The 25,413-nt window shown below is 54.5% G+C and carries 20 protein-coding genes; 10 read left to right on the forward strand and 10 right to left on the reverse strand.

The annotated features are described in order from the left end of the window. Positions 1 to 84 precede the first annotated feature (84 nt). Together IE076_RS04350 and IE076_RS04355 are read left to right on the forward strand one after the other, a co-directional pair. Complete coding sequence (locus IE076_RS04350; RefSeq protein WP_189435491.1) at positions 85 to 714, forward strand: hypothetical protein; 630 nt, start codon at positions 85 to 87, stop codon at positions 712 to 714. A gap of 119 nt (positions 715 to 833) precedes the next feature. Beyond that, entirely contained in the window at positions 834 to 1,772 is a 939-nt protein-coding gene (locus IE076_RS04355; protein WP_189435492.1) for a DMT family transporter, read from the forward strand. A gap of 52 nt (positions 1,773 to 1,824) precedes the next feature. Here IE076_RS04355 and IE076_RS04360 read toward each other — a convergent pair whose 3' ends face one another. After that, a complete protein-coding gene (locus IE076_RS04360; protein WP_189435493.1) occupies positions 1,825 to 2,724 on the reverse strand; it encodes a LysR substrate-binding domain-containing protein in 900 nt (299 codons plus the stop codon). Positions 2,725 to 2,917: 193 nt separating this feature from the next. Here IE076_RS04360 and IE076_RS04365 point away from each other — a divergent pair, with 193 nt between their 5' ends. Continuing rightward, a complete protein-coding gene (locus IE076_RS04365; protein WP_189435494.1) occupies positions 2,918 to 3,241 on the forward strand; it encodes a DUF1127 domain-containing protein in 324 nt (107 codons plus the stop codon). Between the two features lie 135 nt (positions 3,242 to 3,376). On the opposite strand, the gene IE076_RS04370 is transcribed toward IE076_RS04365, so the two are convergent. The 4 genes from IE076_RS04370 to IE076_RS04385 all read right to left on the reverse strand — a co-directional run bounded on the left by IE076_RS04370 (position 3,377) and on the right by IE076_RS04385 (position 8,262). After that, positions 3,377 to 4,255, reverse strand: coding sequence for a LysR family transcriptional regulator (locus IE076_RS04370; RefSeq protein ID WP_189435495.1), 879 nt, complete (start codon positions 4,253 to 4,255; stop codon positions 3,377 to 3,379). A 428-nt stretch (positions 4,256 to 4,683) separates the two neighbouring features. Then, positions 4,684 to 5,529: a hypothetical protein gene (locus IE076_RS04375; protein ID WP_209008810.1), complete on the reverse strand. Its 846-nt coding sequence runs from the start codon at positions 5,527 to 5,529 to the stop codon at positions 4,684 to 4,686. A gap of 145 nt (positions 5,530 to 5,674) precedes the next feature. Further along, complete coding sequence (locus IE076_RS04380; RefSeq protein WP_189435496.1) at positions 5,675 to 7,510, reverse strand: adenylate/guanylate cyclase domain-containing protein; 1,836 nt, start codon at positions 7,508 to 7,510, stop codon at positions 5,675 to 5,677. A 23-nt stretch (positions 7,511 to 7,533) separates the two neighbouring features. Then, positions 7,534 to 8,262 (reverse strand): 16S rRNA (uracil(1498)-N(3))-methyltransferase, encoded by a 729-nt coding sequence (locus tag IE076_RS04385; RefSeq protein WP_244649586.1) that lies wholly within the window; start codon positions 8,260 to 8,262, stop codon positions 7,534 to 7,536. Positions 8,263 to 8,457: 195 nt separating this feature from the next. Here IE076_RS04385 and xseA point away from each other — a divergent pair, with 195 nt between their 5' ends. Continuing rightward, positions 8,458 to 9,990 (forward strand): exodeoxyribonuclease VII large subunit, encoded by a 1,533-nt coding sequence (gene xseA / locus IE076_RS04390; protein ID WP_189435498.1) that lies wholly within the window; start codon positions 8,458 to 8,460, stop codon positions 9,988 to 9,990. Positions 9,991 to 10,357: 367 nt separating this feature from the next. Here the strand turns inward: xseA and IE076_RS04395 are convergent, their stop codons facing one another. From IE076_RS04395 to IE076_RS04410, 4 genes are all read right to left on the reverse strand, one after another. Further along, complete coding sequence (locus IE076_RS04395; RefSeq protein WP_189435499.1) at positions 10,358 to 11,248, reverse strand: GNAT family N-acetyltransferase; 891 nt, start codon at positions 11,246 to 11,248, stop codon at positions 10,358 to 10,360. A gap of 94 nt (positions 11,249 to 11,342) precedes the next feature. Continuing rightward, positions 11,343 to 12,710 carry a TRAP transporter large permease gene (locus IE076_RS04400; RefSeq protein WP_189435500.1) on the reverse strand — a complete coding sequence of 456 codons (1,368 nt, stop codon included), beginning with the start codon at positions 12,708 to 12,710 and terminating at the stop codon, positions 11,343 to 11,345. After that, on the reverse strand, positions 12,707 to 13,378 hold the full coding sequence (locus tag IE076_RS04405) for a TRAP transporter small permease subunit (RefSeq protein ID WP_189435501.1): 672 nt from the start codon (positions 13,376 to 13,378) through the stop codon (positions 12,707 to 12,709). The genes IE076_RS04400 and IE076_RS04405 overlap by 4 nt, the downstream gene beginning before the upstream one ends. A 147-nt stretch (positions 13,379 to 13,525) precedes the next feature. Further along, a complete protein-coding gene (locus tag IE076_RS04410) occupies positions 13,526 to 14,545 on the reverse strand; it encodes a C4-dicarboxylate TRAP transporter substrate-binding protein (protein WP_189435502.1) in 1,020 nt (339 codons plus the stop codon). A gap of 448 nt (positions 14,546 to 14,993) precedes the next feature. Here IE076_RS04410 and IE076_RS04415 point away from each other — a divergent pair, with 448 nt between their 5' ends. Beyond that, positions 14,994 to 15,824 (forward strand): universal stress protein, encoded by an 831-nt coding sequence (locus IE076_RS04415; protein ID WP_189435503.1) that lies wholly within the window; start codon positions 14,994 to 14,996, stop codon positions 15,822 to 15,824. 197 nt (positions 15,825 to 16,021) lie between these two features. Then, positions 16,022 to 18,742: a bifunctional acetate--CoA ligase family protein/GNAT family N-acetyltransferase gene (locus tag IE076_RS04420; protein WP_189435504.1), complete on the forward strand. Its 2,721-nt coding sequence runs from the start codon at positions 16,022 to 16,024 to the stop codon at positions 18,740 to 18,742. Between the two features lie 23 nt (positions 18,743 to 18,765). Here IE076_RS04420 and IE076_RS04425 read toward each other — a convergent pair whose 3' ends face one another. Next, positions 18,766 to 20,439: a thiamine pyrophosphate-binding protein gene (locus IE076_RS04425; RefSeq protein WP_189435505.1), complete on the reverse strand. Its 1,674-nt coding sequence runs from the start codon at positions 20,437 to 20,439 to the stop codon at positions 18,766 to 18,768. A 303-nt stretch (positions 20,440 to 20,742) separates the two neighbouring features. Between IE076_RS04425 and IE076_RS04430 the strand changes: the two genes are divergently transcribed. The 4 genes from IE076_RS04430 (at position 20,743) to IE076_RS04445 (ending at position 25,348) form a co-directional block, all read left to right on the forward strand. Continuing rightward, positions 20,743 to 22,311 carry a bifunctional aminoglycoside phosphotransferase/ATP-binding protein gene (locus IE076_RS04430; protein WP_189435506.1) on the forward strand — a complete coding sequence of 523 codons (1,569 nt, stop codon included), beginning with the start codon at positions 20,743 to 20,745 and terminating at the stop codon, positions 22,309 to 22,311. Between the two features lie 142 nt (positions 22,312 to 22,453). Then, positions 22,454 to 22,774 (forward strand): ferrous iron transport protein A, encoded by a 321-nt coding sequence (locus tag IE076_RS04435; RefSeq protein WP_209008811.1) that lies wholly within the window; start codon positions 22,454 to 22,456, stop codon positions 22,772 to 22,774. Beyond that, entirely contained in the window at positions 22,771 to 25,113 is a 2,343-nt protein-coding gene (gene feoB, locus IE076_RS04440) for a ferrous iron transport protein B (RefSeq protein ID WP_189435507.1), read from the forward strand. The genes IE076_RS04435 and feoB overlap by 4 nt, the downstream gene beginning before the upstream one ends. A gap of 1 nt (position 25,114) precedes the next feature. Next, the gene (locus tag IE076_RS04445) at positions 25,115 to 25,348 is read left to right on the forward strand and encodes a FeoC-like transcriptional regulator (protein WP_189435508.1); all 234 of its coding nucleotides are present in this window, start codon (positions 25,115 to 25,117) and stop codon (positions 25,346 to 25,348) included. The last annotated feature ends 65 nt before the right edge of the window (positions 25,349 to 25,413 follow it).

Below are 25,413 nucleotides of genomic sequence, written 5' to 3' on the forward strand. Positions count from 1 at the left end.
CTGGCTTAAAACTTCATTCCTCTTGCAGTCCTGTATTTTTGGGGTGGCTGCAGCTGATATTTCTTTGCCAGATTGTGTGTTGCTATGCCTTTGCAAAACCGTGTTGCTCCCAATGGTGAACTGTGTGCTGTTCCTGCCCGTGGCATGTTCATGGGCAATCGGGGCGGGCGTATTCATGATCCAGAAACGCAAAAGCTGACTGGGCGAACACATGCCTCTCGCAGATGGATATGCTGCACCACCACCTATAAGGACTGGCACCGGGATGTTTGGGGCAAGTCTTATACGGAGTTGTTCTTCTTTGACGAGGTCACTGCACTAGCAGCTGGTCATCGGCCTTGCTTTTTGTGCCGCAGAGATGATGCACGGCGTTTTGCCGAACACTGGAAGACCTGCGAGGGATTGGAGCGGGCCCCGAGTTCTGATGAAATGGATCTCGTGTTGCACGGGCAGCGCTGCGGTCACAAATCATCGCCCTGCCCGCTTCCGCTGATTGATCCGCGTGATGACTGGCCCGAGGGCACACTGGTGCAAGATGGAGAGCGGTTCATCGCACTCAAAGACCAGCGCTGGTGGTCCTGGAGTTTTGACGGGTATACGCCTGCGGCCACTGCCCTGCCCGAGCGCGTGAGTCTGGTTACGCCGGTGCAGATTATCGCGATTTTGCGGGATGGTTATCGCCCGCGCTGGGGTCCCTTTCACTCATCACGCTGACATATGAGCGGTCAATTCATTCGTTTTTTAAATGAATTGATGACGTTTATTCATTTGTTTGAACTTCAGATTTCATGCAGGACGTAACTTAGATAATTTTTAAATAATAGGACGTTTTCATGGCGAGTGCGAGCGATATTGATGCAGGCACGGCGATCTCTCAGCGGCCCCAGGCACTTAGTTTGTTTGATTTGGTGCTGTACGGCGTCACCGTGCTTGCCTGGGGGTTTAGTTGGTACGCATTGAAGTTACAGGCAGTGATCACGCCTGAGATTGCGCTGTTCTGGCGCTTCCTGTTTGCCACCGTGCTAATGTGGGGATGGGCAATCCTTCGCGGTCACAAGATGAACTTCCCACTGCGCGCCCATGCAAGCTTTGCAGCGCTTGGCTTGTTGTTGTTCTCCACCAACTTCCTGCTGTTTTACCACGGGTCACGGGAGATACCTTCCGGGCTGCTGTCCGTGGTGTTCTCCCTTGCCTCAGTGTTTAACATTGTGCTTGGGTTTGTGCTGTTTGGCCAAAAGGTGAGCCGGACGCTTGCGGTGGGCGCCGTTCTTGGCTTCTCCGGAATCTGCCTGATGTTCTATCCGGAAATCTCGGGCAGCACTTGGAATCTGGCAGCATTGGCCGGACTGGGTCTTTGTGCCTTGGGCACGCTGAGCTTTTGTTTTGGTAACATTGTCTCGGCCAAGGCGAGCGCACAGAAGATCTCTGTTATTTCCGCCAGTGCGTGGGGCATGGTGTATGGCACGCTGTTGCTTGGTGCAAATGGTCTGGCGCAAGGCGTGAGCTTTCAGATTCCGTACACGCCGGAGTTCATCTGGAGCTTGCTCTATATGGTTGTCATCGGGTCTATCGTGGCGTTTGGCGCCTATCTGACCTTGCTGGGCCGGATCGGGTCAGCGCGGGCGGGCTACGCAACTGTGATGTTCCCGGTTGTAGCGCTTGGCGTTTCCACGGTGATGGAAGGCTACACATGGACTGTGACCTCCATCCTTGGCCTAATGTTTGCACTGGGTGGCAACTGGATTGTGCTTAGCCGCTCTGCGAAAAAATAGGTCCGGCGTTTTAAAGCACCGGACCTTATAACGAAGCCATGTAGGAAGCCGCTTATTCAGCGGCTTCCGCTTCCATATCGTTATATTCCATCGTGACATTGCCAATAGACGCCATGATGTGGTGGCAGAGTGCGTCATGAACCGGCTCGATTGCCACTTGCGACCGGATGATGGTGATGTCGCACGGCGGTAAAGGCGGAAGCCCTTCCTTTTCACCCAGAATGCGCTGGCCCTGTCGCAAGGCACTGGTCGGCAGGATCGCGATTGCCAATCCGGCATTAACGGCGCCTGCAAGGGCTGCTGCGCTGGAGCTGGTGTAAACGACCTGATGGGAAATATTCAGGTGATCCAGCGCGGCGACGGCCTGCTGCCTCCACGAACACGTTACGGGCCCAAGGGCAAGCCGCAGCGGACGCTGGTCATGCACGATATGCTCCAAAGAACCTATCCACTGGAGGGGTTCCCGGCGCACGATCTGGCCGGGAACGGTGGTACAATCACCGCTCGTGACGATCCCCACATCCAGTTCGCCTTTCTGGATTCGCCGACCAATTTCGTTGGAGCTGGAGCATTCCACATCCAGATTGATGCAAGGGTTCAGCCGGTTAAACGCTGCCAGAACCTGCGGCAAGAGCCGCTCGGCGTAGTCGTCCGGCAGTCCCAGCCGGATGCGTCCGGCGATCTCCGGCTCGTGGAAGGCAGAAAGGGTTTCGTCGTTTAAGGCCACCATACGCCTTGCGTATTCAACGAGGCGTCTGCCGTGCTCGGTGATTCTGGAGTTGCGGCCATCTTTGACAAAGATCGGCTGGCCGATCCGTTCCTCAAGTTTCTTCATCTGCATGGAAACGGCGGACTGGGTTTTGTGAACTGCATCTCCGGCCTTGGTGAAGCTCCCAAGCTCCGCTACGGCCAGAAATGTTCTTAGCTGATCCACATCAATCGAATATGGCATGGGCCCCCTCCCATTTGACTGCGATCAATCAATCACGATCTTGAATGTATTTCAATCGCAAACATTCGTTTGTCTGGATGCAACTTTTGGGTGATATTCGTTTTACCGAACGAAACAGTTCCTTTTTTAACAACCCATTATAGCAATTCCACCGGATGGCCAGAGCCGCTTATCCTGACGGGAGAGTAGTACCATGACGCTTGCATTCCCTACCCCATCTGAATACCGAAACCCAAACCGCGCTAATGCAGGCACCTTTGCACCGCTGACACTGGCGCACACCCTTCATGTACTGACCGCATTACCGCTGAAGCTATGGAAGCACTACCGGGACCGCCGCGCTATGCTTGAGCTGGTACGCCTTGAAGACCGCATGCTGGACGACATCGGCATTACCCGCGATGACGTTCACAGTGCACTTTCTGTTGGTGATGGCAAAGACCCTAGCTGGCATCTGCGTATGCGTGCCAGTGAACGCCGCTGCGCTGAAATCGAGAAGCGCCGCCAAAGCGCTTAGTTTTTTTCCGGACGCCTCTGCTGGCGGTTCACCCCCTAATTGAGCCGCCAGATTATTTTCATCATCCGGTACGGAAAAGGGCTCGCGTTTTGCGGGCCCTTTTTTCTTTGCAAGCAAACGTTCAATGGTTTTGCCTTAAGCAGAAACCGCGTTCTTTTCAAAAGACTTTGCCAGATGATCACTCAGCGCATTTGCTGCTTTGAAGTGACTTTCCTTGGCGCGCACCAGCTTCACGACATAATCCGGCAGATTTGGCAGGCCGTCCAGTTCGGTCAGCCCTGCATCTGATGCGCCCAGTGACGAGCGTGGCTGGATTGTAATGGCCATCCCGCTTGCTGCTGTCATTTCGACAAGGCTCGGATTGCTTGAGCTGTACTGGATGCGGAAGGCACGATCGTCATCCTTCAGCGCTTCAACAGCGGCTTTTCGAATCCGGCATTGCTCCAGACCAACAGCCAATGGCAGTTCATTTTCGCTGGCAAGTTTGAAGCTGCTTCCCGCTGCCCAGACAAGGCGTTCGCTGGACAGCACGCTGCCCTCACCTTCTTCGGCATCATCAGCAAGGCTGCCAATGATCGCAAGATCAAGCTCGCCTGCATCCAGAGCTTTGCGAAGGTCTGCTGCTGGCGCGCAAATGATGGACGCCTCGGCCTTCGGGTTGTTTCTGGAAAACTCGAAGATGATTTTTGCGGTTCTAGTTTCGTCAAGGCCTTCCGCAAGACCAAGACGCACTTTACCGGTTACTTCACGCTCCGAGAACATAGCTAATGTCTCGTCATTGAGACGGAGCATCTGACGTGCGTGGCGCAGCAACAGCTCACCATCTTCTGTCAGTTTTGAATGCCGCCCCTCACGCCGAAAGACCGTGCGTTCGAGCTTATCTTCCATGCGTCGCATTTGCATGGAAATTGCAGATTGCGTTTTATCGAGTTCTTCTGCGGCTCTTGTGAAACTCCCAGTGTCCGCAATCATCACAAGAGTTCGCAAGGAATCTAAATCAAGTAGTGCTGTCATGTCCCCAATCCATAACAATTTGATATGAATATACAGCAAAGCTGAGGAAAGGAAACCGGGAGCGTGATTACAATACTTTATTGTCGCAGTTATTGGTCAGTTTACTCGTGTCCCCGTCAATTCATCACAATAATTAATGCAATTTATCCAAGTGAATTTTTCGCTTTGACTCTGCAAAACCGTTATAGCGCAAATAAAAATCCTGCTGAAACGCCGTACTTGGAGGTACGGGCTAAAGCAATTCCAGTATTTCTCTTCTTAAAAGGGAAGTTTACTCCACGAACACACGTGATTTTGCCGCACCGTGGACAATCAGGCTAGTCCTGACATGCCCACGGAAATGGAGACAGAGAAATTTCAGAGGAACAACTTCCTCAATTCGTGATTTACATCACAAAAAGTTATCCTCAAATATCTGTGAAGAACCCTTACCTATGGGAGAGGGTTGGCCAGAAAACGTTGCAATATTGCTGCCACGCTTCTCCCTGTGCCTGCTGCATCGCTGCCAGCCCCTCGGTCAATGTAGGCATGTGTGGTTCGCTCTTTGTCGACTGGGTAGAGCGTTGGCTGGCTCGTTTTGCGGCAGCAGCTTGCTCTGACTTCTGGCTTCTGTTTCTTTGAACGCGTGACTTATCGGAGTTCCCGTTCGTAGCTGCGGACGGCGTACCTGTTTCCTTCATGGCGTTGGTCCAGAAGTCAAGCATGGGGTTTGTGGCGGACATCATTGGATTTGAAGCAGCCATCATCTGAGACCAGAAGGCTTCTTGCGCATCCAGAATCGGATTGCGGGCCTCTTCAGTGTCGCGATGCAGTTCCGGACTGCCCTTGGCAAATCCTTCCAGAAAAGCGTCCAACATGGTGCGCTGCGGACCGACGAGATAGTTCTTTAGCATGTTGCCCTGAGCCAACAGCATGAGAACCGGCATGAGCTCCATCCAGCTTTCCATGTTCATCATGTTCTTGCGACTAAAGTGACGCTGCATGGCCGTGTTCATGTTTGGATCATTTGGGAAGGCATTCATAAACTGCGAGAACATAGCTTGTTGCGGCATGCCGGGCATCTGCTTCCATATGGAGGGATCAGCCCAGTTCATGTATGGAAATGCCATATCATCTGCCCCGTCTTCCTGGGATTTTCTCGCGGAACTGCCACTCTTCTGCATGAACGGCATAAACCCATGGGTGGCTTCGCAATAGTCCCTGTAGGCCTTTGCATAGTTCTGACTGAGCGTTTCCATAAGGGAAAACATATTGCTATTTGACTGTTGGAACATGAGGGTTCCCCTCGCAAGCTTCTGGCGGCTGTTACATTATTCAGTAGACGTAACGTCAGTTCCCTAATTTTGCATGTAGGATTCCGCAGGCATTAAGCCTAAGCGGAGACTTTTGTTTGAACAGAGTTCAATACTGCGGGCAAACCTAAACAATCCGGTAGACATCGACGGCCTCGTCACGCCCGCGCAAATGGTACTCACCAAGGTGCTGAGGCTTGGAGTTGTCGGTCATCTTCATCACGGTTGTGCCACTGGCAAGGGCGATCACTCTGGCCTCCGGGTCCACTTTTTTGCCAAGTGCCTCCAGGCGGGCAGCCACGTTGACCGCATCGCCGATGACTGTGTAGTTCATGCGTTCGGTTGCACCAATGTTACCGACAACAACGGTTCCGGTATGAACTCCAATGCGTAGCCGGGGTTTGTCTGTGCCCCCACCCTCTTTCTCAAGCTCCTCTCCCAGGCTCTTGGCGATGAGGTGCACGGCATCAATGGCGGCCTGCGCATGGTTTTCCATGGTCTCTGGAGCGCCCCAGAATGCCATGCAGCCATCACCGATGTATTTGTCGATGGTGCCCTGCGTCTGACCTATACAGTCGGCGAGCTCCTGAAAGTGGGTGTTAAGTAGAGAGGTGGTTTCTTCTGCCGTCAACTTGGAGGCAACCCCTGTGAACCCTGCGATATCGGAGAACAGGATCGTCATCTCGCGCAGTTCAGTGCTGTTCAGACCTTCAAATTCGCTTTCCAGCAGAACCCTTACAAGATCTCTTGGCACATATCTGGAGAAGGCACTGAGCGCGACGCCTGCAGAGTTAAACGCCTGATTGGCCTCATCCACCTCTTTCAGGCGAGACCTTGGCAGGGCCGTCAGCCCCTCCATGTGCAAGTTCCGAATGGCATTGGCCTGCGTGCCGAGCGCGATGAACGGGCCGGCCAGCTTTCTGCCAATCAGGAACATCAGTAGCACGCCACCCGCCAAAAAGGCGGTCGCTGCGATATAGATTCGATGGAGATTGTCGAAGGGCTCGCTAAACTCGGAGGCCAGCACGTAACTACCGACAACGATGGGCGGATGGCTGCCGTTTCTCAGAGAATCGTAGAGATACAGGTAGGTGCCATACGGTGTTGCATCAATGTGTGCGCTGTAATTGGTGCTCAAAGACCTGCGTTGGACATCCTCCTCCCAAATCATGCTGAGGGGGGTGTCCGAAAGATCCGAGATCGTGGGAACGGGTTTGGCGACACTTGGTTCAAAATCACTGAACGCGTCTTCCGAGCTGGCAAGCACCAGGTTCTGCCCGTACAGGATAAAGGGAACCTGCGACTCGCGCCATTTAATCCGCGAGATCAACTGGCCCAGCAGTGCGGTGGGATAATCCAGTGTGAGCTTGGAGATGGTGTTGTCGATCGGATTTCTGATGTAGATGGCGAAATTCATGAATGTTTCGCCGATCTCCTCATCATAATAGGGGGCACCCCAGCGAAGGTCGCCTGCTTCCATATCCCGTTCATTGGGCGGGGTGACAAAGTCTTCTTTGGTGGGCTGATCTGCCTGACTAAGCTGCACGGAAATCTCGCGCCCGGTTGGGAACGTATAAGAGATCCGCTTGATGTTGGTCTGCCGCGACAGGATGGAAATCAACTGCTCATGCAGCGTTGCAGGGGCCGCGTAGACCACTGGGTTGGACAGCATGTCAGCCACCAGCAACCCCATACGCTCTTCATTGCGAAAGAAGTCTCCGACGACTTCCAGGCCGCGCTCGACAATAAGAGCCCCGGTTTCTCCCATCAGGGCGGTGGCCTGACGGTTGGTGGCGTCAGAGACAAAAAGCAGCATGGTTCCGCCAATCAGGGCCAGCAGCATGGCAGCGCCAATGCTGAAGACAGCCGAGATCTTCAAGCGCCATCTTTTCTGGTCCACGTTTGCTGCGGTCTCATCCTGGGGCTGCTTTTTCAAGTCAGCAGTCTCGTTCTTTGGGTCCATTCAGGCCTCCATCTGGAGATACTTTAGAACCAATCTCCCAATTTTGCCTGAACAACTGCTAAAGCTGCAACTGCGGCGGTATCTGCTCTCAAAATTCGGGGGCCTAGCGGGATGTCATGCACGAATGGTTTGCTGTGCAAGAGCGCACGTTCTTCTTCAGAAAAACCACCTTCGGGGCCGATGAGTACAGCAAGCGGGGCTTTTGGCACATCTTTGAGTGCATCGAGCGGGTTATGGGAGCCGTGCCCCTCATCACAATAGATGATCTGGCGATCGTCTTCTTCCTGCTCCCATGTAGAAAGTAGTTTCTTGAGCGGGGCCGGTTCCATCACAGACGGTATGGAGAGCACGCCACACTGCTCGCAGGCTTCCAGCGTGTTGGCTTCCACACGCTCAAGCTTGATCTTCGGGTTCTGGGTGAACTGGGTGATCACCGGACGCAGGCGCCCTGCTCCCATCTCCACGGCCTTTTGAACCATGTAATCAAGCCGCGCGAGTTTCAACGGGGCAAATAGGTAGTCCAGATCCGGCATGGGTGTTTGCTCACGCACCTGCTCTGTGACGATCAGCTCACAGGACTTGCGGCCCGTTGGCAGGATTTGCGCGCGCCATTCGCCATGTTTGCCGTTGAAGACGAGTACCTCGCCGCCCTCCTTCATGCGAAGAACATTGAGGAGATAGTTGGCCTGTGCGCGATCTGCCTCCAGATGGAGGCCAGCGCGGAGATCTGGGTGGACAAATAAACGTTGCATGCGAAACTCATAGCGTGACATGGGCGCACCATATGCCAAGCACGGGGCAGATGCCACTTTGCGCTTAAAGATTTGCTGGTGAGAACTCAATGTCTCAACAAGTGGAAGCAGTTCTCACGGTTCCCCTTTGCAAATGTCGTGGGCTACATTAAGAGATAATGGTTTGAGTTTGCCGCATATGAAAGAAGCCTGACCTTGTCTGAACGCTCCAACATTGCTGAATATACCGTCTCCGAGATTTCCGGTGAGATCAAACGCACCGTTGAAGACAAGTTTGACTATATCCGCGTGCGGGGCGAGCTGGGCCGTGTGAGCAAACCTGCCTCCGGGCACATCTATCTGGATATAAAAGACGATAAATCCGTGCTTTCCGGCATTATCTGGCGTGGCAACGCAGCCCGCCTGAAAATACAGCCTGAGCAGGGTCTTGAAGTCATCGCAACGGGAAAGATCACGACCTTCCCCGGCCAGTCCAAATACCAGATGGTGATTGATAGCCTTGAGCCAGCAGGTGCTGGTGCGTTGATGGCTCTGTTGGAAGAGCGCAAACGCAAGCTGGCCGCGGAAGGATTGTTTGCCGAAGAGCGCAAAGTAGCCATTCCGCGTATGCCGCAGGTAATTGGCGTTGTCACTTCCCCAACCGGGGCTGTTATTCGTGACATTTTGCACCGCATCAGCGACCGCTTTCCGTTGCATGTGCTGGTATGGCCGGTTCGTGTTCAAGGGGAAAGCTGCGGCGCTGAAGTTGCTGCCGGTATTCGCGGTTTCAACGCACTTGAGGCCGATGGGGCTATTCCACGCCCGGACGTTTTGATTGTGGCACGCGGTGGTGGTTCTATCGAAGACCTTTGGGGCTTTAATGATGAAGCGGTGGTGTGGGCAGCTGCAGAGTCACAGATTCCTCTGATTTCTGCGGTTGGCCACGAGACCGACTGGACGCTGATTGATCTGGCTGCTGATGTAAGAGCACCAACGCCAACCGGTGCGGCGGAGTTTGCTGTCCCAGTAAAGGCGGAGATGACCGCGCAGGTGGATGATCTATCTCGCCGTCTTTCCACCGGCCTATTGCGGTTGGTGCAATCGCGCCGGACCGAGCTGCGCGCGGCAAGTGCAGCGCTGCCAGCTCCGCGTGATCTGCTTGCCTTGCCACGTCAGCGGTTCGATATGGTAGCTGGCCGTCTTGAGCATGGCTTGCGGATGAACACGCAGATACACCGGAACTCGTTGAGAGCCGTGGCCTCGGGATTACGTCCAATCACGCTGGCACGGCAAGTTGCGCAGGGACGTGAGCGTCTTCAGGCCTTGCAGGGCCGCGCAGTGGCTGCATTTTCCAATCAGGTGCAACAGCAACGTTTGCGTCTTTCCAACTCAGCGGGGCTCTTGAGTTCGCTAAGCTATGAGCGCGTGATTGAGCGCGGGTATGCGGTGGTGCGTGATGAGAACGGCATTCCGCTGGCAAGTGCACAGGCGGTTCAGGCAGGACAGGCTTTACGGCTTGAGATGAAGGGCGGAACCGTTGGCGCTGTTGCAGATGGCGGTGGGGTTACACCAACGCCTCCCCGCGTGGTGAAAGCGGTAGCAGAGCCTGCGACTGAGACCGTTGCAGCGGCTCCTTTGGCGTCAACACTGGAAGAGCATGTGGCGCAGACGAAGGCAAAGCAGGCCAAGAAACCAGCACGCAAGAAAAAGAGCGATATTGATCCAGGCACACAGGGCAGCTTGTTCTAGGATGCGTTGCGGAGGTTTACCCTCTTAATCCCAGTTATTGCGTGATTAACGGATCACGATTATATTGAGGGAGAGAAAGGGAGCAAACGCCCCCTTTCCCGATGGTTATTTTAGAATGGCGCGGAACCAGAGGACCAGTCTGTTCCGTGCCTTTTCTATTTTGAACCTGAGTTCAAGTTTCATCCATCTACCACCTCCTTCACCAGGCTTTGCTACGATCGGAGTGCCTAATCCCTCCGATTGCGTGGACTGGCGCACGCTGCTGCTTTGCAAAGAAGGTGGGTTATAGAATGCTAGCGACCCTCGGCAGAAATCACTATCCGAGAGAGTTGGGGGTTTTCGCCCCAACCACACGTCGGTGCAGTGTTCAGACCGAGGCTGTGGCGGTGAGCTCGATAGGCTCCTTGAGCAAAGCAAGGTGGAAACTGCCGTTTTGCTTAAAGCCGATGGCCTCATACGCTTTGGCTGCTGCAGGGTTGTCTGTGAACAGGACTGACTTTTGCACCCCACGTTGCTGTGCGGCCTGCAAAGTAAGCGCCACAATCACGCGCGCATATCCGTTGTTGCGGTGCTCTGGCGGAGTCCAGACAGGGCCGACCTGTACGATCTCAGGAAGTGTGGCGTTGAACCCACTCAAGGAAACCGGCTGGTCACGATCCAAAAGGACCCATGAACTGTCGCTTTTCTGCATTTGCGCAACACGGTTGAGAATATGCTCGTCGTGCGCATCGCTAGGCGCACGCCCAAAGGCTTCCAGTTCATATTCCTTTAGCCAGTCAAACAGCAGGGAACTGTCCGCTTCGCTGGAACCAATCAACTTGAACCGGTCACTTAGTGCATTGATTGGCAGCTGGAGATCATTCAGCACAAGTTGATAGAGGCCTTCGCACCGGTTGGTATTATAGGCATCGGCAGGGAGGTTGAGTTTACTCAGGACATAATCTGCCTGCTCGCTCTCGCCAACCAAACCAGCAACCGGACGCTCGACGGTTTGCAGGAGGTGGGAAGTCAGCGCCTCAAGGGCGATTGGATCCGGCGCTTGTGTCATGAGGTTTCCATTCCAGAACTGTGCCAGAATGCCCGTTAGTTCGCCGGCTTCATCGAAAGCGCCCCAGTACTCTCCCGAGAAGGGCTCTCCAGTGGACTCAAGGCCCGCCTTTTCGATATTACTCAGCAAAAACATGGAGCTGTAGGGATGGTTCATCAAGAACTGGCAGGCAGCCTGTTTGTGTTGGCTGGATAATCTTTCAATTTTCATGGCAATGCTCTTTGTTGAAATGACTTAGTATGACGCAGTAAAAAACCCCGGTCTACCGACCGGGGTTTTCCAATCTCTCAACTGATCCCCGGTTTTACATCAAGGATGGCAGGAAGGTGATGATTGCCGGGAAAGCCACCAACACTGCTACCGTCAGCACATCCGCCACAAAGAACGGGGTCGCACCGCGGAAGACTTCCTGTACCGGAATATCAGGACGCACACCGGAGACCACGAAGCAGTTCAGTCCTATGGGCGGTGTTATCAGACAGAGCTCTGCCATCTTTACCACGATGATACCAAACCAGATCGCACAGGCTGCACCAGACATGCCGAGTGTGCTGTCTGCAGCGCTGACATCCAGACCACCATTGAGTGCCATGATTGCCGGGAAGACAACTGGCAGGGTCAGGACCAGCATGCCGATTGCATCCATGAACATGCCGAGCACGGCATAACCAAGCAGGATGCAGACGATAATCATCATTGGCGGGTAGTCCAGCGCGACGATAAACTCACGGAAGGCATCGGGCAGGCCAGCGAATCCGAGGAAACGCACGTAAACCAGCACGCCCCAAATGAGCGTAAAGATCATCACCGTCAGCTTCGCCGTCTCGTGAAGAGCAAGGAAAAGCTGCTTAGTGCGCATGCCTTTATAGAACGCCGTCAGCAGCACCACAAACGCGCCACAGGCACCTGCTTCGGTTGGTGTTGCAAAGCCGAAGTAGAGGCTGCAGAAGATAATCAGTATCACACCGATGATCGGGAATGTACCGGGGACAGACTCAAAGCGCTGTTTCCAGCTGTAGGTTCCGATTGCGGGTGCCCCACCCTGCCATGCAGCGATGAAATAGATAATCGCGGCGTAGATGATGACGGAAACGACGCCTGGCAGGAAGCCTGCCATGAGCAGCTTGCCGACGCTCTCTTCCACCAAAATCGCGTAGATCACGAGGATCGCGCTTGGCGGGATCAGCGAGGCCAGCGTGCCGCCAGCCGCCACCACTGCTGCTGCGAGGCGTTTGGAGTATCCAGCTTCCAGCATTTCCGGAATAGCCACACGGGCGAATACGGCGGAGGTTGCGGTTGAAGCGCCGGATACGGCTGCAAACCCTGCGGTTGCGAAGACTGTTCCGATTGCCAGTCCGCCTGGAAGCCAGCCGAGCCAGCGTTTGGAGGCTTCAAACAACTGCTTTGTCAGGCCTGCGTAGTAGGCCAGAAAGCCGATCAGAATGAAGGTTGGCAGAACGGAAAGCGCATAGGTCACCGACTTGGAATGGGGGATGGTGCCCGCCATTTTTGCGGCGGTGAGAAAACCACGTTCAAACCCGAGGCGCATGGAGAAGATGGCGATCATGCCCACAATGCCGACGAACGCAGCGGCGAAGGCGACGCGGACGCCAATGATGACGAGGAGCAGGAGCACCCCGGTCATGATGAGGCCAATGTCAAACGGCGTCATGATGCACCTCCATGAGCAGGTGTGTTCAAGTCAGGTCCCTCGTCTCCGTTTTCAGCGGAATGGAATGTTTCCTCGATCTCGGCTTGCGCGTGGGACGCAGCGTCCATCACGTGTGGCAGGTCGAGAACTGATGCGGACGTGTTGATGACCAGGCGAGCGTAGCCAAAGAGCTGCAAGACAAGGCGCAGCCAGAGCAGTGACAGAGCTGCTGGCACAACAAACTTAGAAGGCCACGTGGGGATCGCGATATCCATGGTGCTGTCGCCGAAGGTCCATGCGCGGTCGAAGTGCAGATAGGAGCCGTAGATCAGCACGGATACTACAAGCAGGATTGCCAATACTCCGAGGAACTCGGCGATCCATTGGGTACGCCCCCTGAACACGCCGACCACTAGTTCCATGCGGATGTGGCCACCAACACGCTGACAATAGGCGATGCCCATGAACGCGAACACGGCCATAGCCTGTTCTGTAATATCAATGAAGCCGGGCACGGGCTGGTTGAACAGATTGCGTCCAACGACCTGAACCACGGCCAGCAACATCAACACAAGGATGGAGGTAGCTGCGATGAGGTTGAACAGGTTCTCGATTTTTCCCAGTGCACCATTAAAGCGGAGATAGGCCATATCCGACTTGGGATACGTGGAGCCGTTTGGTTTGGACATGTTATCAGCCCGATTTTTAAGAGAAACATTGTACCCCGCCCATGCAGATCACTGTGGAGCAGGCTCTTAAACTTTTCTTCCAGTGGGCATTGGTCACCGGAAAAGGCGAAGGCGCGCCCCTTTTTGGATGCGCCTTCGCTAAAGCAATTACTTGCCAGCGATTGTGTTTTGGACCAGCGCGAGCAGGTCTGCAGCAGGAAGGCCCTTTGCAGACATGTCTTCGACCCACTTGTCCCAGATTGGCTTACCTGCAGCAGCCTTGAAGCTTGCAAGCTCTTCGTCAGAGAAGGTGATTTGCGCGACGCCGTTTTCTTCCAGCGACGGGTAGAACTTGTCGTAGACCTTTGCGTAGGTGTCCAGATAGTGCTGGATGGCAGGGTCGACACTTTCATCCAGTGCCTTTTGGAAATCAGGTGACAGCATGTCGTAGGCGTCTTTGCTGACAACAACCGGGCAGCTCACGGTGCCTGGGTTCAGGTTGTTGGTCCACCAGTTACCTGCTTCAATCGTTTTGAAGGACAGGTGGGCGTGAGGCGCGAACGCCACGGCCTGAACGGTGCCGGAGTCGATAGCCTGATAGGCTTCAGAAGCTGTCACGGTGGTTGGAACAGCGCCGATAGTCTTCATCGCGTTGCCAACACCGCCGAGCGCGCGTACACGCATGCCTTTAAAGTCAGAGAGTTTGGTCGGTGCTTCGCCTTTGCCCAGCAGGTTGTACTGAGGCATTGGAGATGGCATGAGCAGCTTTGCATTCCAGCGGCCCAGATCCTTTTGAACAGCCGGGTGATCATAGAGTGCAAAATCCACCTTCACCTGAGTTGCCAGATCCGGCACGCCGAGGAATGGCAGGTCGGTGGTGGTCAGAGTCGGGTTTTTGTCTGCATGGTAGGACGCGCAGAACTGAGCCATCTCAAACGCGCCGATGGAGATGCCATCGAGGTTTTCGCGGGACTTGGACAGCGCACCACCGTAATGCAGTTTGATTTCGAACTTGCCGTTTGTGCGTGCAGCCACCTCTTCGGAGAGCTTTTCGACGTGCTCGGTAAATGCACGGCGTTTCCCCCACAACGAGACATTCCAGGTCACATCAGCGGCCAGAGCTTCGCCTACGAACGCAGAGCCCATCGTTGCCGCGAGTGCAGCGGTCGCTACCTTAATATTTTTCATTTATTTACTCCCGATAATATGTAGCTGTCCCTGCAATGCGCACGAAAACAGCTCCTCCCTAAGTTCTATTAGTTTATAGAAATAACATAAAATTATCAGTAATAAACCTTAGTTATCCGAGAGTATAAAGAATATTCACATGCCCCCAGGTTCGTAGTCCAAATGTTCTTTACAATACGAAAGTCTATGAAATACCTGCCCTTTGCGAAACCATTCCGTTCTTCTTTGCCTAAAGTATAAAGACTACAAGTATACCTATTGGAAGCGAAACTGCGGTACCTTACACTCAAGAACATACAATAATAGTGAAACTACATTATTTTTCAAAACCTTATCCCAATGTTTAAGGTTGACAAGGATCAAAGCAGTAACTGCAATACCGACCTAATATTTCTGCGAGGGACACCCTCCCATACCGCTAATAATTAGAGGGCAAGGAGACAGGCACATGGCAATCAAGGACATTCTCACTATTACTGATCTGAACGGCGATCAAACAGCATCTCAGGTTGCTGTGGAATTTGCCCGTCAGGCAGGAGCACATGCCACTGGTCTTGCATTGGCATTTGAGCCAATCGTACCGGGGTTTCTGGCGGCGCCGATGCCAACCGATTATCTGCAAGTGGCAAAGACTCAGGCCATCGACGCGGCAAAAGCCTCTATCGATAAGTTTGCAAGTTACGCCAATATGGCGGGTATTTCTTCTGAAACCCGTATAGAAGAAATCGTCACTGGCGGAAGCCTAGAATCCATTATGGCGCATTGCCGTTTGAGCGACATGGTTGTGATTGGGCAGGAAAATCCTGAAGCGCCAGAACCGATGCGCGAAATGCTGATCGAAGGTTTGCTGTTTGAATCCGGCGTCCCTACTCTGGTAGTTCCTTTCATTTCCAAAGGAAACTTCCAGGCCAAGAAGGTGACCGTCGCTTGGGATGGCAGCGCAACAGCTGCCCGTGCCGTCCATGCAGCACTTCCAATTCTGGAAATGGCCGAGCAGGTCACCATCGTGATTGTGAACAAGGGCCAGCCAACAGAAGGCGAGCCTGGGACCGATATTGCAACCTACCTTGCTCGCCATAATCTGGAGATCAATGTTGACGTGATCAACAACCCACCAATCGGTGTCAGTGATTCACTCCTCAACTACGTCTCAGAAAATGCAGTGGATCTGCTGGTGATGGGTGGTTACGGCCACAGTCGTATGCGTGAGTACCTCATTGGGGGAGCAACCCGCGACATTCTGCACTCCATGACCATCCCGGTTCTGATGGCTCACTGATCCAATCGGCGGGCGCCCCATTTTGCCTCCCGATCCTTGCCCACGTAGAAACGGAGAGAGGTGTCGCTTTACTGCTGCACCTCTCTTCTATTTTTTCAGACCACTTGTCCATCAGCTCTGGTATGCGGGCATTGGTCTCAGTTGAACATCGTTTTATACAGACCTAAAACTCAAATGAGTTTGACGGGGAATGTGCCATGACAATCTGCAATCTAGAGGGCCTGACCTCTCCACGTTCTGTTGCCATTGTTGGTCCGAACAGCAAACAGGAAATGATCCTGCAGCGTCTTATCGGCAGCCTTGTGAACAGCGGGTTTTCGGGCCCCAAAAGCTTTGTCAACTTGCCGGGTACCACAGCTGACGGGTTCAGGACCGTCGCCTCTATTAAAGAGCTGGATGGCACTGCAGATCTTGGCATCTTGCTGGGGGACCATACAACGGCCGCCCGCGATATTCACCTGCTGGGCGAACAAGGCACGCGCGCGGTGGTCATTCCCGCGAGCGGTTTTGACAGCTGGAGTGATGAGCACCTTGATGCGCTCTTGAAAGCGGCGCATCCCTACAACATTCGAATTCTTGGTCCGGGCAGTCTGGGGATTGCCTCTCCCCATTCCAAGCTCTCGACCCTTTTGACCAGCGAGCAAGCGCTGAAAGGCGAACTTGCGCTGATTTCCCGTTCAGGCACCATCTTCAACACCACGCTGTCCTGGGCCAAAGCGAACTCCATCGGGTTTTCCGGTGTGGTCTCATTAGGTCGCCGACTGGATGTGGATGTCTCGGATCTGCTGGACTGGTATGCGATGGATTATCGGACCAAAGCGATCCTTGTTCACCTTGAGACGATTGCCAACCCGCGCAAGTTCATGTCTGCTGCACGCGCTGCGGCCCGCTCCAAGCCGGTTATCGTAATTCGCAGTGGTGCCAGCCGTGACCAACATCATATTTCCGGTACGGCTCATTCCAGCCGTCTTGCAACGCGCGATTCTGTTTATGACGCCGCCTTGCAGCGTGCCGGTGTGCTTCGTGTTTATGATCTTGACGAGATGTTTGAAGCCGCGGAGACGATTACCCGCGTAGCTCCATCCGCAGGTCGCCGCCTGTCCATTATCGCGAATGGCCGTAGTTTGGCGACTCTGGCCGCTGACCGTCTTGCCAAAGTGGGCGGCAAGCTGTCGCCCATCAGTGAGAAGACCAAAGAAAAGCTGGTCTCACTAACCCGTACTGATGCGCGTGCCGACAACCCGCTTGTTCTTTCTGAAGCAGCAAGTCCGGCGGAGTTTAAAGAAGGCATCAGTGCATTATTGCAGGATCCGAACTCCGATGGTGTTCTGGCGATTGCAGCGCCCACTGCGTTTGAAGACTTTTCGCTGGTTGCCAAAGCGCTTGCCGAGGCTGCCAAGGAAGACCGCAAACGGCTTGGCAGGCATCAGGCGTTTGTGACCACGCTGGCGGGCGGTTCTAATATTCCGCGACAGGTTCTGGATGAGGCGCGGGTGCCCTGTTATCCAAGCCCATCCGGTGCGATCCGATCCTTTATGCATTTGGTGCGCTACAAGGAAGCCAAGGACCATCTATCCGCGGTGCCAGACAGTCTGCCCAGCGATTACAAGCCGAACCTGCGCTTGGCGCAAGAGACAATCCGCGGGGCGCTGGCGAACGGGCAGAAGTGGCTTACTCCTTTACAGACAAAAGAGTTGCTGCGCGCTTATGCGATTAATCAGGTGGAGCTGCATCTGGTTAAAACCGCTGAAGAGGCTGCCAAAGTGGCGGAGGTGCTTTTCGACAAACACGACCAGCTTGTTCTGAAGGTGAGCAGCCCTGATCTGACGTTCAAGTCAGATGTAGGCGGCGTGCATCTTGGCGTGGACAGCGTGGAGGGTGTGAAGGCGACCTTTGAGAAGATCATGGGCAATGTGCAGCACTCTTACCCTGATGCGGAGATTACGGGCGTTGAGATCCAGCCCATGGTGACACGCCGGTTTGGTCTTGAGACGTATGCCGGTCTTGCAGATGATCCGGTGTTTGGTCCTGTGGTTGTCTTCGGCAAAGGCGGTACATCGGTTGAGGTGATTGGCGACCGGGCTATTGATCTGGTGCCCATCGACCTGAACCTTGCCAAGGCGATGGTGGCGCGCACGAGCACATCCAAATTGCTCAAGGGCTTCCGCAACCGACCATCGGCCAATGTTTCTGAAGTGGAGCAGCTGCTGGTGAAGCTCTCTCAGATTGCGGTTGATTTTCCCGAGGTGCGCGAGCTGGACCTCAATCCGGTTGTGGTGGATGAAGATGGTATTGTGGTGCTTGATGCGCGCGTTGCAATCAGCGCTCCGGACAAACGTCCGGGACGGCAGGGAGCCTCACGCCTGTCTATCGTGCCCTACCCTGTTGAGTGGGAGCACACCCATCAACTGAAGGATGGCAAGACGATTTTGATCCGGCCAATCCGGCCTGAAGATCAAGGCATCCTGAAGAAGTTCTTCGAGAAGGTCTCCATTGAAGACCTGCGGCTGCGCTTCTTTGCACCGGTCAAAGAGTTTTCGCATACGTTCCTTGCCCGCCTTGTGCAACTTGACTACGCGCGAGCCATGGCGTTTGCGGCTATTGATCCGGAGACCGGCGATATACTGGGTGTTGTGCGACTTCACTCAAACCCGGATCACACCGAGGGTGAGTATGCGGTGATGGTGCAGTCTGGTCTGAAGGGGATGGGACTTGGCTGGGTGCTGATGAAGCTGATTATTCGCTACGCCAAGGTGGATGGCATTCGGACTGTCAAAGGCGAGGTTTTGCGTGAGAACACCACCATGCTGGACATGTGCCGCAATCTGGGCTTCCGCGTGAAACGCTCACCGGATGATGATGCGCTTGCGGATGTGTCTTTGGATGTGACGACCCTTGATCGGGAGACGATGAGTTAGCTCATCGCCTCCAACATATTCGTTTAACTTGCAGCCATTGACGCTTCACGGATCTCCGTCAGCGAGCGGACTGGTGTGATCGCTTCAGGGTCCAGATGCAGATGCAGCAGGGCTGGTTTGCCGCTGGCTTTTGCAGCTTCAAAGGCCGGACCGAACTGATCAGCTGTTTTCACCGTGCTTGAATGGAAGCCATAGGCCTTGGCCACATCGGCAAAATTTGGGTTTTGCAGGGTGGTTGCGCTGATACGGCCCGGATATTCACGCTCCTGATGCATACGGATGGTGCCGTAAATGCCGTTGTCGACGACCACCACAATGATGTTGGCGCCACTCTGCACAGCGGTTCCCAGTTCCTGAATAGTCATCTGCAAGCAGCCGTCGCCAGCAAAACAAACCACATCACGCTCCGGGAACTTCAGTTTTGCCGCAACAGCTGCTGGCAGGCCGTAGCCCATGGAGCCGCAGGTTGGGGCCAGCTGTGTGTTGTATTTGCGGAAGCGGTGGAAGCGGTGCACCCATGTTGCGTAGTTACCTGCACCGTTGGCGAAGATGGTGGTGTCATCGAGATTGTTCTCGATCCACTCCATGACCTCTGACATTTGCAGATCACCCGCCACTGTTGGGCGGGCACCAGACCATGCCAGATAGTCAGCATGAGCTTCGTCAACCTGTGCCTTCCAGCCAGCTTGCTGCTTTACCTCAAGTGCGGCCAATGCTTCACAGAAGCCTGCGGGGCTTGCGTTGATGCCCAGCGTTGGCACGTACATGCGGCCAAGTTCTTCGCTGCCGGGATGAATGTGCACGACCTTTTGGGACGGGACCGGGATGTTCAGCATGGAATAGGACTGGCTTGGCATCTCGGAGAGGATGTCACCGAGGAGAACGATAAGATCCGAGTTCTCGATGCGGGCCTTGAGCTTTGGGTTGATGCCGATGCCGACATCACCTGCGTAGCAGGCGTGGCCATTGTCAAAGAGCATCTGGCGACGGAAGGAAGCACCGACCGGTAGATTGTTCTTTTCTGCAATGGCTTTGAAGGTGTCGCAGGTTTCTTCTGACCAGCGGGAGCCGCCAAGAATGAAGAACGGGCGTTCTGCGGCTTCCAGAAGCTCGCCGAACTCTTCCATCTGACGGGGGGACGGATAGGTTTCAACCGGACGCATGGCCGGAACCCGCTGTGCGTCTGCCAGCTCGATCAGCATGTCTTCCGGTAGGGCCAGAACGACGGGACCTGGACGACCAGATGTGGCGACGTGGTAGGCACGGGAGACCATTTCCGGAATGCGGTCCGGCTGGTCAATCTCGGCAACCCATTTGGCGATGCTGCCAAACATCTGGCGGTAGTTGACTTCCTGAAACGCGTCGCGCTCACGCATGTCGCGGGCGATCTGGCCGACAAACAAGATCATGGGCGTGGAATCCTGCTGCGCAATATGCACGCCTGCTGATGCGTTGGTTGCACCGGGGCCACGAGTGACCATGCAGATGCCCGGTTTACCGGTCATCTTGCCCCATGCTTCTGCCATCATGGCCGCGCCGCCTTCCTGACGGCACAAGGTTACTGGAACAGAGGCATCGTACAGCGCGTCCAGAACTGCAAGATAACTCTCACCCGGCACACAGAAGACACGTTCTGCGCCCTGATCTTCCAGCGCATCTACGATTAACTGACCACCGGTCCGTTTTGTCTGGCTCATCCCTCACTCCAGTCCTAATTCAATTGGGGCGAAGATACGCGGATTATGCGCCCGTGCAAATCTGCAGTATTTCCCTTTATTATTCCCAATGGGAATGAACCGGGCAAATCGCAGTGTGATTATTGAGGTCTGCATGACAGATCAGGCGGTTTCGCGCTTCGCGTTCTTTTCCATTTTTCCTAAGGGAGCTTCATACTAAATTCACGGCCCCAGAATATGTCCTAAGCCCGATTGATAGATTGGCATTTACGACAAGAGCGTGCACAACACATTCAGGTTTGCGCAGTTTCGAGGAGTGTACCCATGACCACCGACAGTTTTGACGTGGATACCCTGACCCAAAGCGATATCATCCGCTTCTTCTCCTCACCCGCTGCGCACCGGGGGCAAGAGGTCAAACGCATTGATACCCATGCGAACATCGCGTTTCTGGTGGGGAACGATGCCTACAAGATGAAACGGGATGTGAAATTCCCCTTCCTCGACTATTCCAGCCTTGAGAAACGCAAGAGCGCCTGTGAAGCAGAAATGCGCCTTAATAGTCAGTATGCGCCCCAGATCTATCGCAGCGCATTGCCGATTACACTTGAGCGTGATGGAACTCTGGAGCTGGCCGGTCAGGGAGAAGTGGTTGAGTGGGTTGTCCATATGAACCGCTTCAACGAGCATCTGGGGCTGGACCGGATCGCTGAGGAAAAAGGGATCAGCAGGGAACTCGCGCTTGATCTTGCCAAGCTCATGGTGGACGCGCACAGCCGGACGACGCAACGCGAAGCGCAGCCGTGGATAGATGATCTGCTTGCCTATACCAACCAGAACCTAGACGCGTTTCAGGAGTTCCCGCAGTTCTTTCCGGCTGAGGAAGTACTGGCACTGGATAAGGCCGCCCGCAAGGAACATCAGTTTATCGAAGGCATTATCCAGAACCGCGGTGAACTGGGTCTTGTTCGCCTCACCCATGGAGACGCACACCTTGCCAACATTGTGATGTTTGATGGCAAGCCCATGTTGTTTGATGCTGTCGAGTTCGACGATGCAATCGCAACTGGCGACGTTCTTTATGATTTGGCGTTCTTGTTATTGGACCTGTGTGAGCGGAAGGAGCCGGAGGCGGCGAACGTGGTGCTCAATGCTTATCTGCAACTGACGCAGGAGCCACAACATCTGAAAGATATTCGTGTTCTCAGGTTCTACCTGATGATGCGCGCTGCCATCAGGGCCAAGATTGCTGCGGCTGCTTCTTTGCATCAGGAGGGGGCTACTCGCAGCAAGACGGAGCATCAGGCTGAGGAGTACTTCAAGATCTGCCAGCGCGCGCTTGAGCCGACACCGCCTGTGCTCTGCGTGATTGGTGGGCTTTCCGGAACCGGCAAAACGACTGTAGCACAAGGCCTGGCGCCGCAGCTTGGGCGGATGCCGGGGGCTGTTCATCTGCGCACGGATGTTTTGCGCAAAGAGTTGCTGGGTATTCCGGAAAGGGTGAAGGCAGGTCACGACAGCTACACACCCGAGTTTTCGGCAAAGGTTTATGCTGAGCTGATGCATCGCGCGGAACTGGTCCTGGCTGCCGGGCACTCTGTCATTGTTGATGGGGTGTTCAGCAAGAAAGAAGAGAGAGACTCAGTTGAGCAGATTGCTGCAAAGACCGGGGCGGAGTTCATTGGCCTTTGGCTGGAAGCAGACGTGGAGACGCTTATCAACCGGGTTGAGTCGCGACACGGCGACGCATCGGACGCAGATGCAAAGGTGGTTCGCCTTCAGCAAACTTACGATGCGGGCGAGATCGACTGGGTGAAACTGGATGCTGCCAAATCCAAAGAAACTGTTTTAGAACAAGCCTGTAGCGCAACGGGGCTACAGCCGCCTAACTGATATCCTATTTTTTACAATCATTACAATGTGATAGCTGCGGCTGAGATTTGCCGCAGGCTGCCTTCTATTTGATTGTTGTCAATGCAAGTCATTCGCAATTGCAGTTCTTTTGTCTTCAAGAAACAAAGTTTTGGAGACATGGATGTCTTTGCTAGCCAAAGAGACGTTTGCGCAATCACCTCATAAAGAAGCATTCGCCCCTTACCGCGAAACGTTCATACCACCTGTGCAGGCCACACGCCTGACGGAGGCACGCTCGGGCGTTGAGCTGAAGATTGTTCGCCTTGGACAAGACCGGGCGGATGCTTTGAAGCTGAGATCTCTTGGTTTGACCAGTGAACGCCCGGTTTCAATTTTTGAAGGCTGCGGAACGCGGGCGCGGATCCTATCCATCGGGTCTCAGCGGGTTGCAGTAGGCGTTGATCTGGCGGACACCATTTTGGTGGAAGAGGTCAGCCAATGAGCTGCCACGGTACTTCCTCCTGCCACTGTGATGGCAAGCCACAAGTCCATTTGCTTGGCACGGCCAACTCCGGCAAATCCAGCCTGTTTAACAAGCTTACTGGCCGCAGTCAGGTGATCGGCAACTGGCCGGGTGTTACGGTTGATCGCAAGACCGGTATTTGTGAAACACAGACTATTCAACTGGCGCTGCTGGACCTGCCCGGTGTTGCAACACTTTCCTCTCCTGAAGATGACCGTATTGACGAGCGGATCACCCGTCAGGCGCTTTTGTCTGATCGCCCGGCCGCACTGGCTGTTGTGCTTGATCCAATTGCGCTGGAACGCTCGCTTGCCATTTTGCTGCAGGCGCTGGCGTTTGAAGTGCCTATCGTTGCAGTGATGAGCAAAGCGGACCTGTGGCCTGCGGGTGTCTTACAAGCGGCGGCTGACCGCCTTTCTGCTGCGCTTTCCATTCCTGTTATCGCGACTTCTGTTCACGACGAGCATTCTTTGGCTGGCTTGCGTGATGAGTTGGCGACTGTGGTGCGTGCGCCGGAGGCCCCTTCCCGCCTGCTGACTGATCCTTTTGAGCTGATTGAACAGGTCAAGGACTTGGCGAAAGAGATTGCCAGCCTTGCGCCCGAGCTTTCCTCCCAGTCCATGCCTTTGGCGCATCGTTTGATGGAAGGTGACAAGCTGGCCCGTGCAGTGGTGCCGGAGGCGGTTCTTGCCAAAGCGCACAATATCTCTGAGGCGTGCGCTGCTCGTCTGCAGGACCCGACCGAGCTGGTGATGGCGACGAGCTATTTCAATCGGGCCTACTCGCTCTCCCAGTTGATGGAGCTGCCTGAGCCGCAGGATGTGCGAAGCTTCTCCGATAAGATTGACCGCTTTGTACTTTCCAAGTGGGCGGGGCCGGTGGTCTTCCTTAGCGCGATGTACGTTATGTTCTTCATCGCGATTAATGTTTCCTCCTACTTCATTGACCTGTTTGATGGATTGGGAGACGCGCTGTTTATTCAGGCGCCGCTGAGCCTGCTTTATGCTGTCGGGCTTGAGCGCGGCGCGCTGGAAATGCTGATCACAGCGATTGGTGGAGGTTTGCAGACTGTTGGTACGTTCGCCCCGATCGTCGGCCTGCTGTTCCTCTGCCAGATTTTCCTTGAGCAAAGTGGCTATATGGCCCGTGCGGCGGTGGTCGCGGATGGGTTGATGCGCCGGATCGGGTTGCCGGGACGTGCATTCCTACCGCTTATTCTGGGCTTTGGCTGTACAGTGCCTGCCGTTATTGCAACGCGCACGCTGGAGACGGAACGGGAGCGCGTGGTAACATCCATGATGGCACCGTTCATGTCCTGTGGTGCGCGCCTGCCGGTGTATGCGCTGTTTGCAGCTGCGTTCTTTCCGGTCAATGGCCAGAACATTGTGTTTGCACTGTACCTGCTGGGCGTTGGTGTTGCGATCTTTACTGGCTGGGCTCTGTCAAAGTCGTTCTACAAAGGCCAGTCCACAAGCCTTGCTATTGAGCTGCCAACCTATCAGATGCCACAGTTTGCGCAGGTCATGAAGCTGGTGTGGACCCGTTTGAAGCTGTTCCTGTTTGGAGCAGGCAAGATCATTGTTACTGTCGTGGCGGTTCTGACCATTCTCAATTCTGTCGACTTCGACGGCAACTTTGGCAACGAGGCCAACGGTAACTCTGTGCTGGCCGTTGTTTCCAAGGAAGTGACACCGATCTTTTCGCCTATGGGACTGAGTGAGGATGACTGGCCGGCCACAGTTGGTCTTGTCACCGGTATCTTTGCAAAAGAAGCAGTGGTTGGCACCTTGCAGACGCTTTATGTCACGCAGGATGAAGATGGAGGGGCTCCTGCTCCGTTGGAGACCGCACAGGACGCTATCGCAACCTTTACCAGCAGTATTGTGGATCTAACCTCGCAGATGCTTGACCCGCTTGGTATCAATATTGGCGATACATCCAGCTATGAGACAGCCTCGGAAGAGCAAGAGGTTGAGGTTGGTCTGTTCACGGCGCTTGCTGCGCACTTTGACGGCAAGGTGGGTGCGTTTGCCTACATGATTGCGGTTCTGCTTTACATCCCCTGCTCTGCGGCGCTGGCCACCATCTGGCGTGAGGTCGGTCGCAACTGGGCGCTGTTTGCAGCAGGTTGGACGACCTTGCTGGCCTATTCAGGTGCGTCGCTGGCCTATCAAATTGGTACCTTTACGCGACATCCGACCTCTTCGGCGCTCTGGATCATCGGGTTGCTGGCCTCGATTGCCGGTGTGCTGATCTTCATGCGGCAGAAGGCGGAGACCACCCTTGCGCATCAGGCAGCATTGGAGGCGGCAGAGTAACATGTTGCACCAAGTCGAAGGTGTTTTGGCAGAACGTGGCGGCGCTACTGTTGGCGAGATTGCGCAGCAGATGAACATTTCGAGTGATTTTGCTCTTGCCATGATCACGCAGCTGAAAGCGTTGGGGCGCATTGAAGAAGTGGGGTGTTCTACAAGTTCCGTCTCCAGCAGTTGTGCAAGCTCTTGTGGGGGATGCAGCTTTGCGCCGACGGTTCAGTATCGGCTCAAAAAATAAGATCTGCTTAAGCAAATAAACACAAACAGGAGAGTGAAGGCCGGTTCCTTACTCTCCTGTCTTGC

Origin of the sequence: Pseudovibrio japonicus, assembly GCF_014651595.1 — a bacterium.
Classification (GTDB): Bacteria; Pseudomonadota; Alphaproteobacteria; order Rhizobiales; family Stappiaceae; genus Pseudovibrio; species Pseudovibrio japonicus.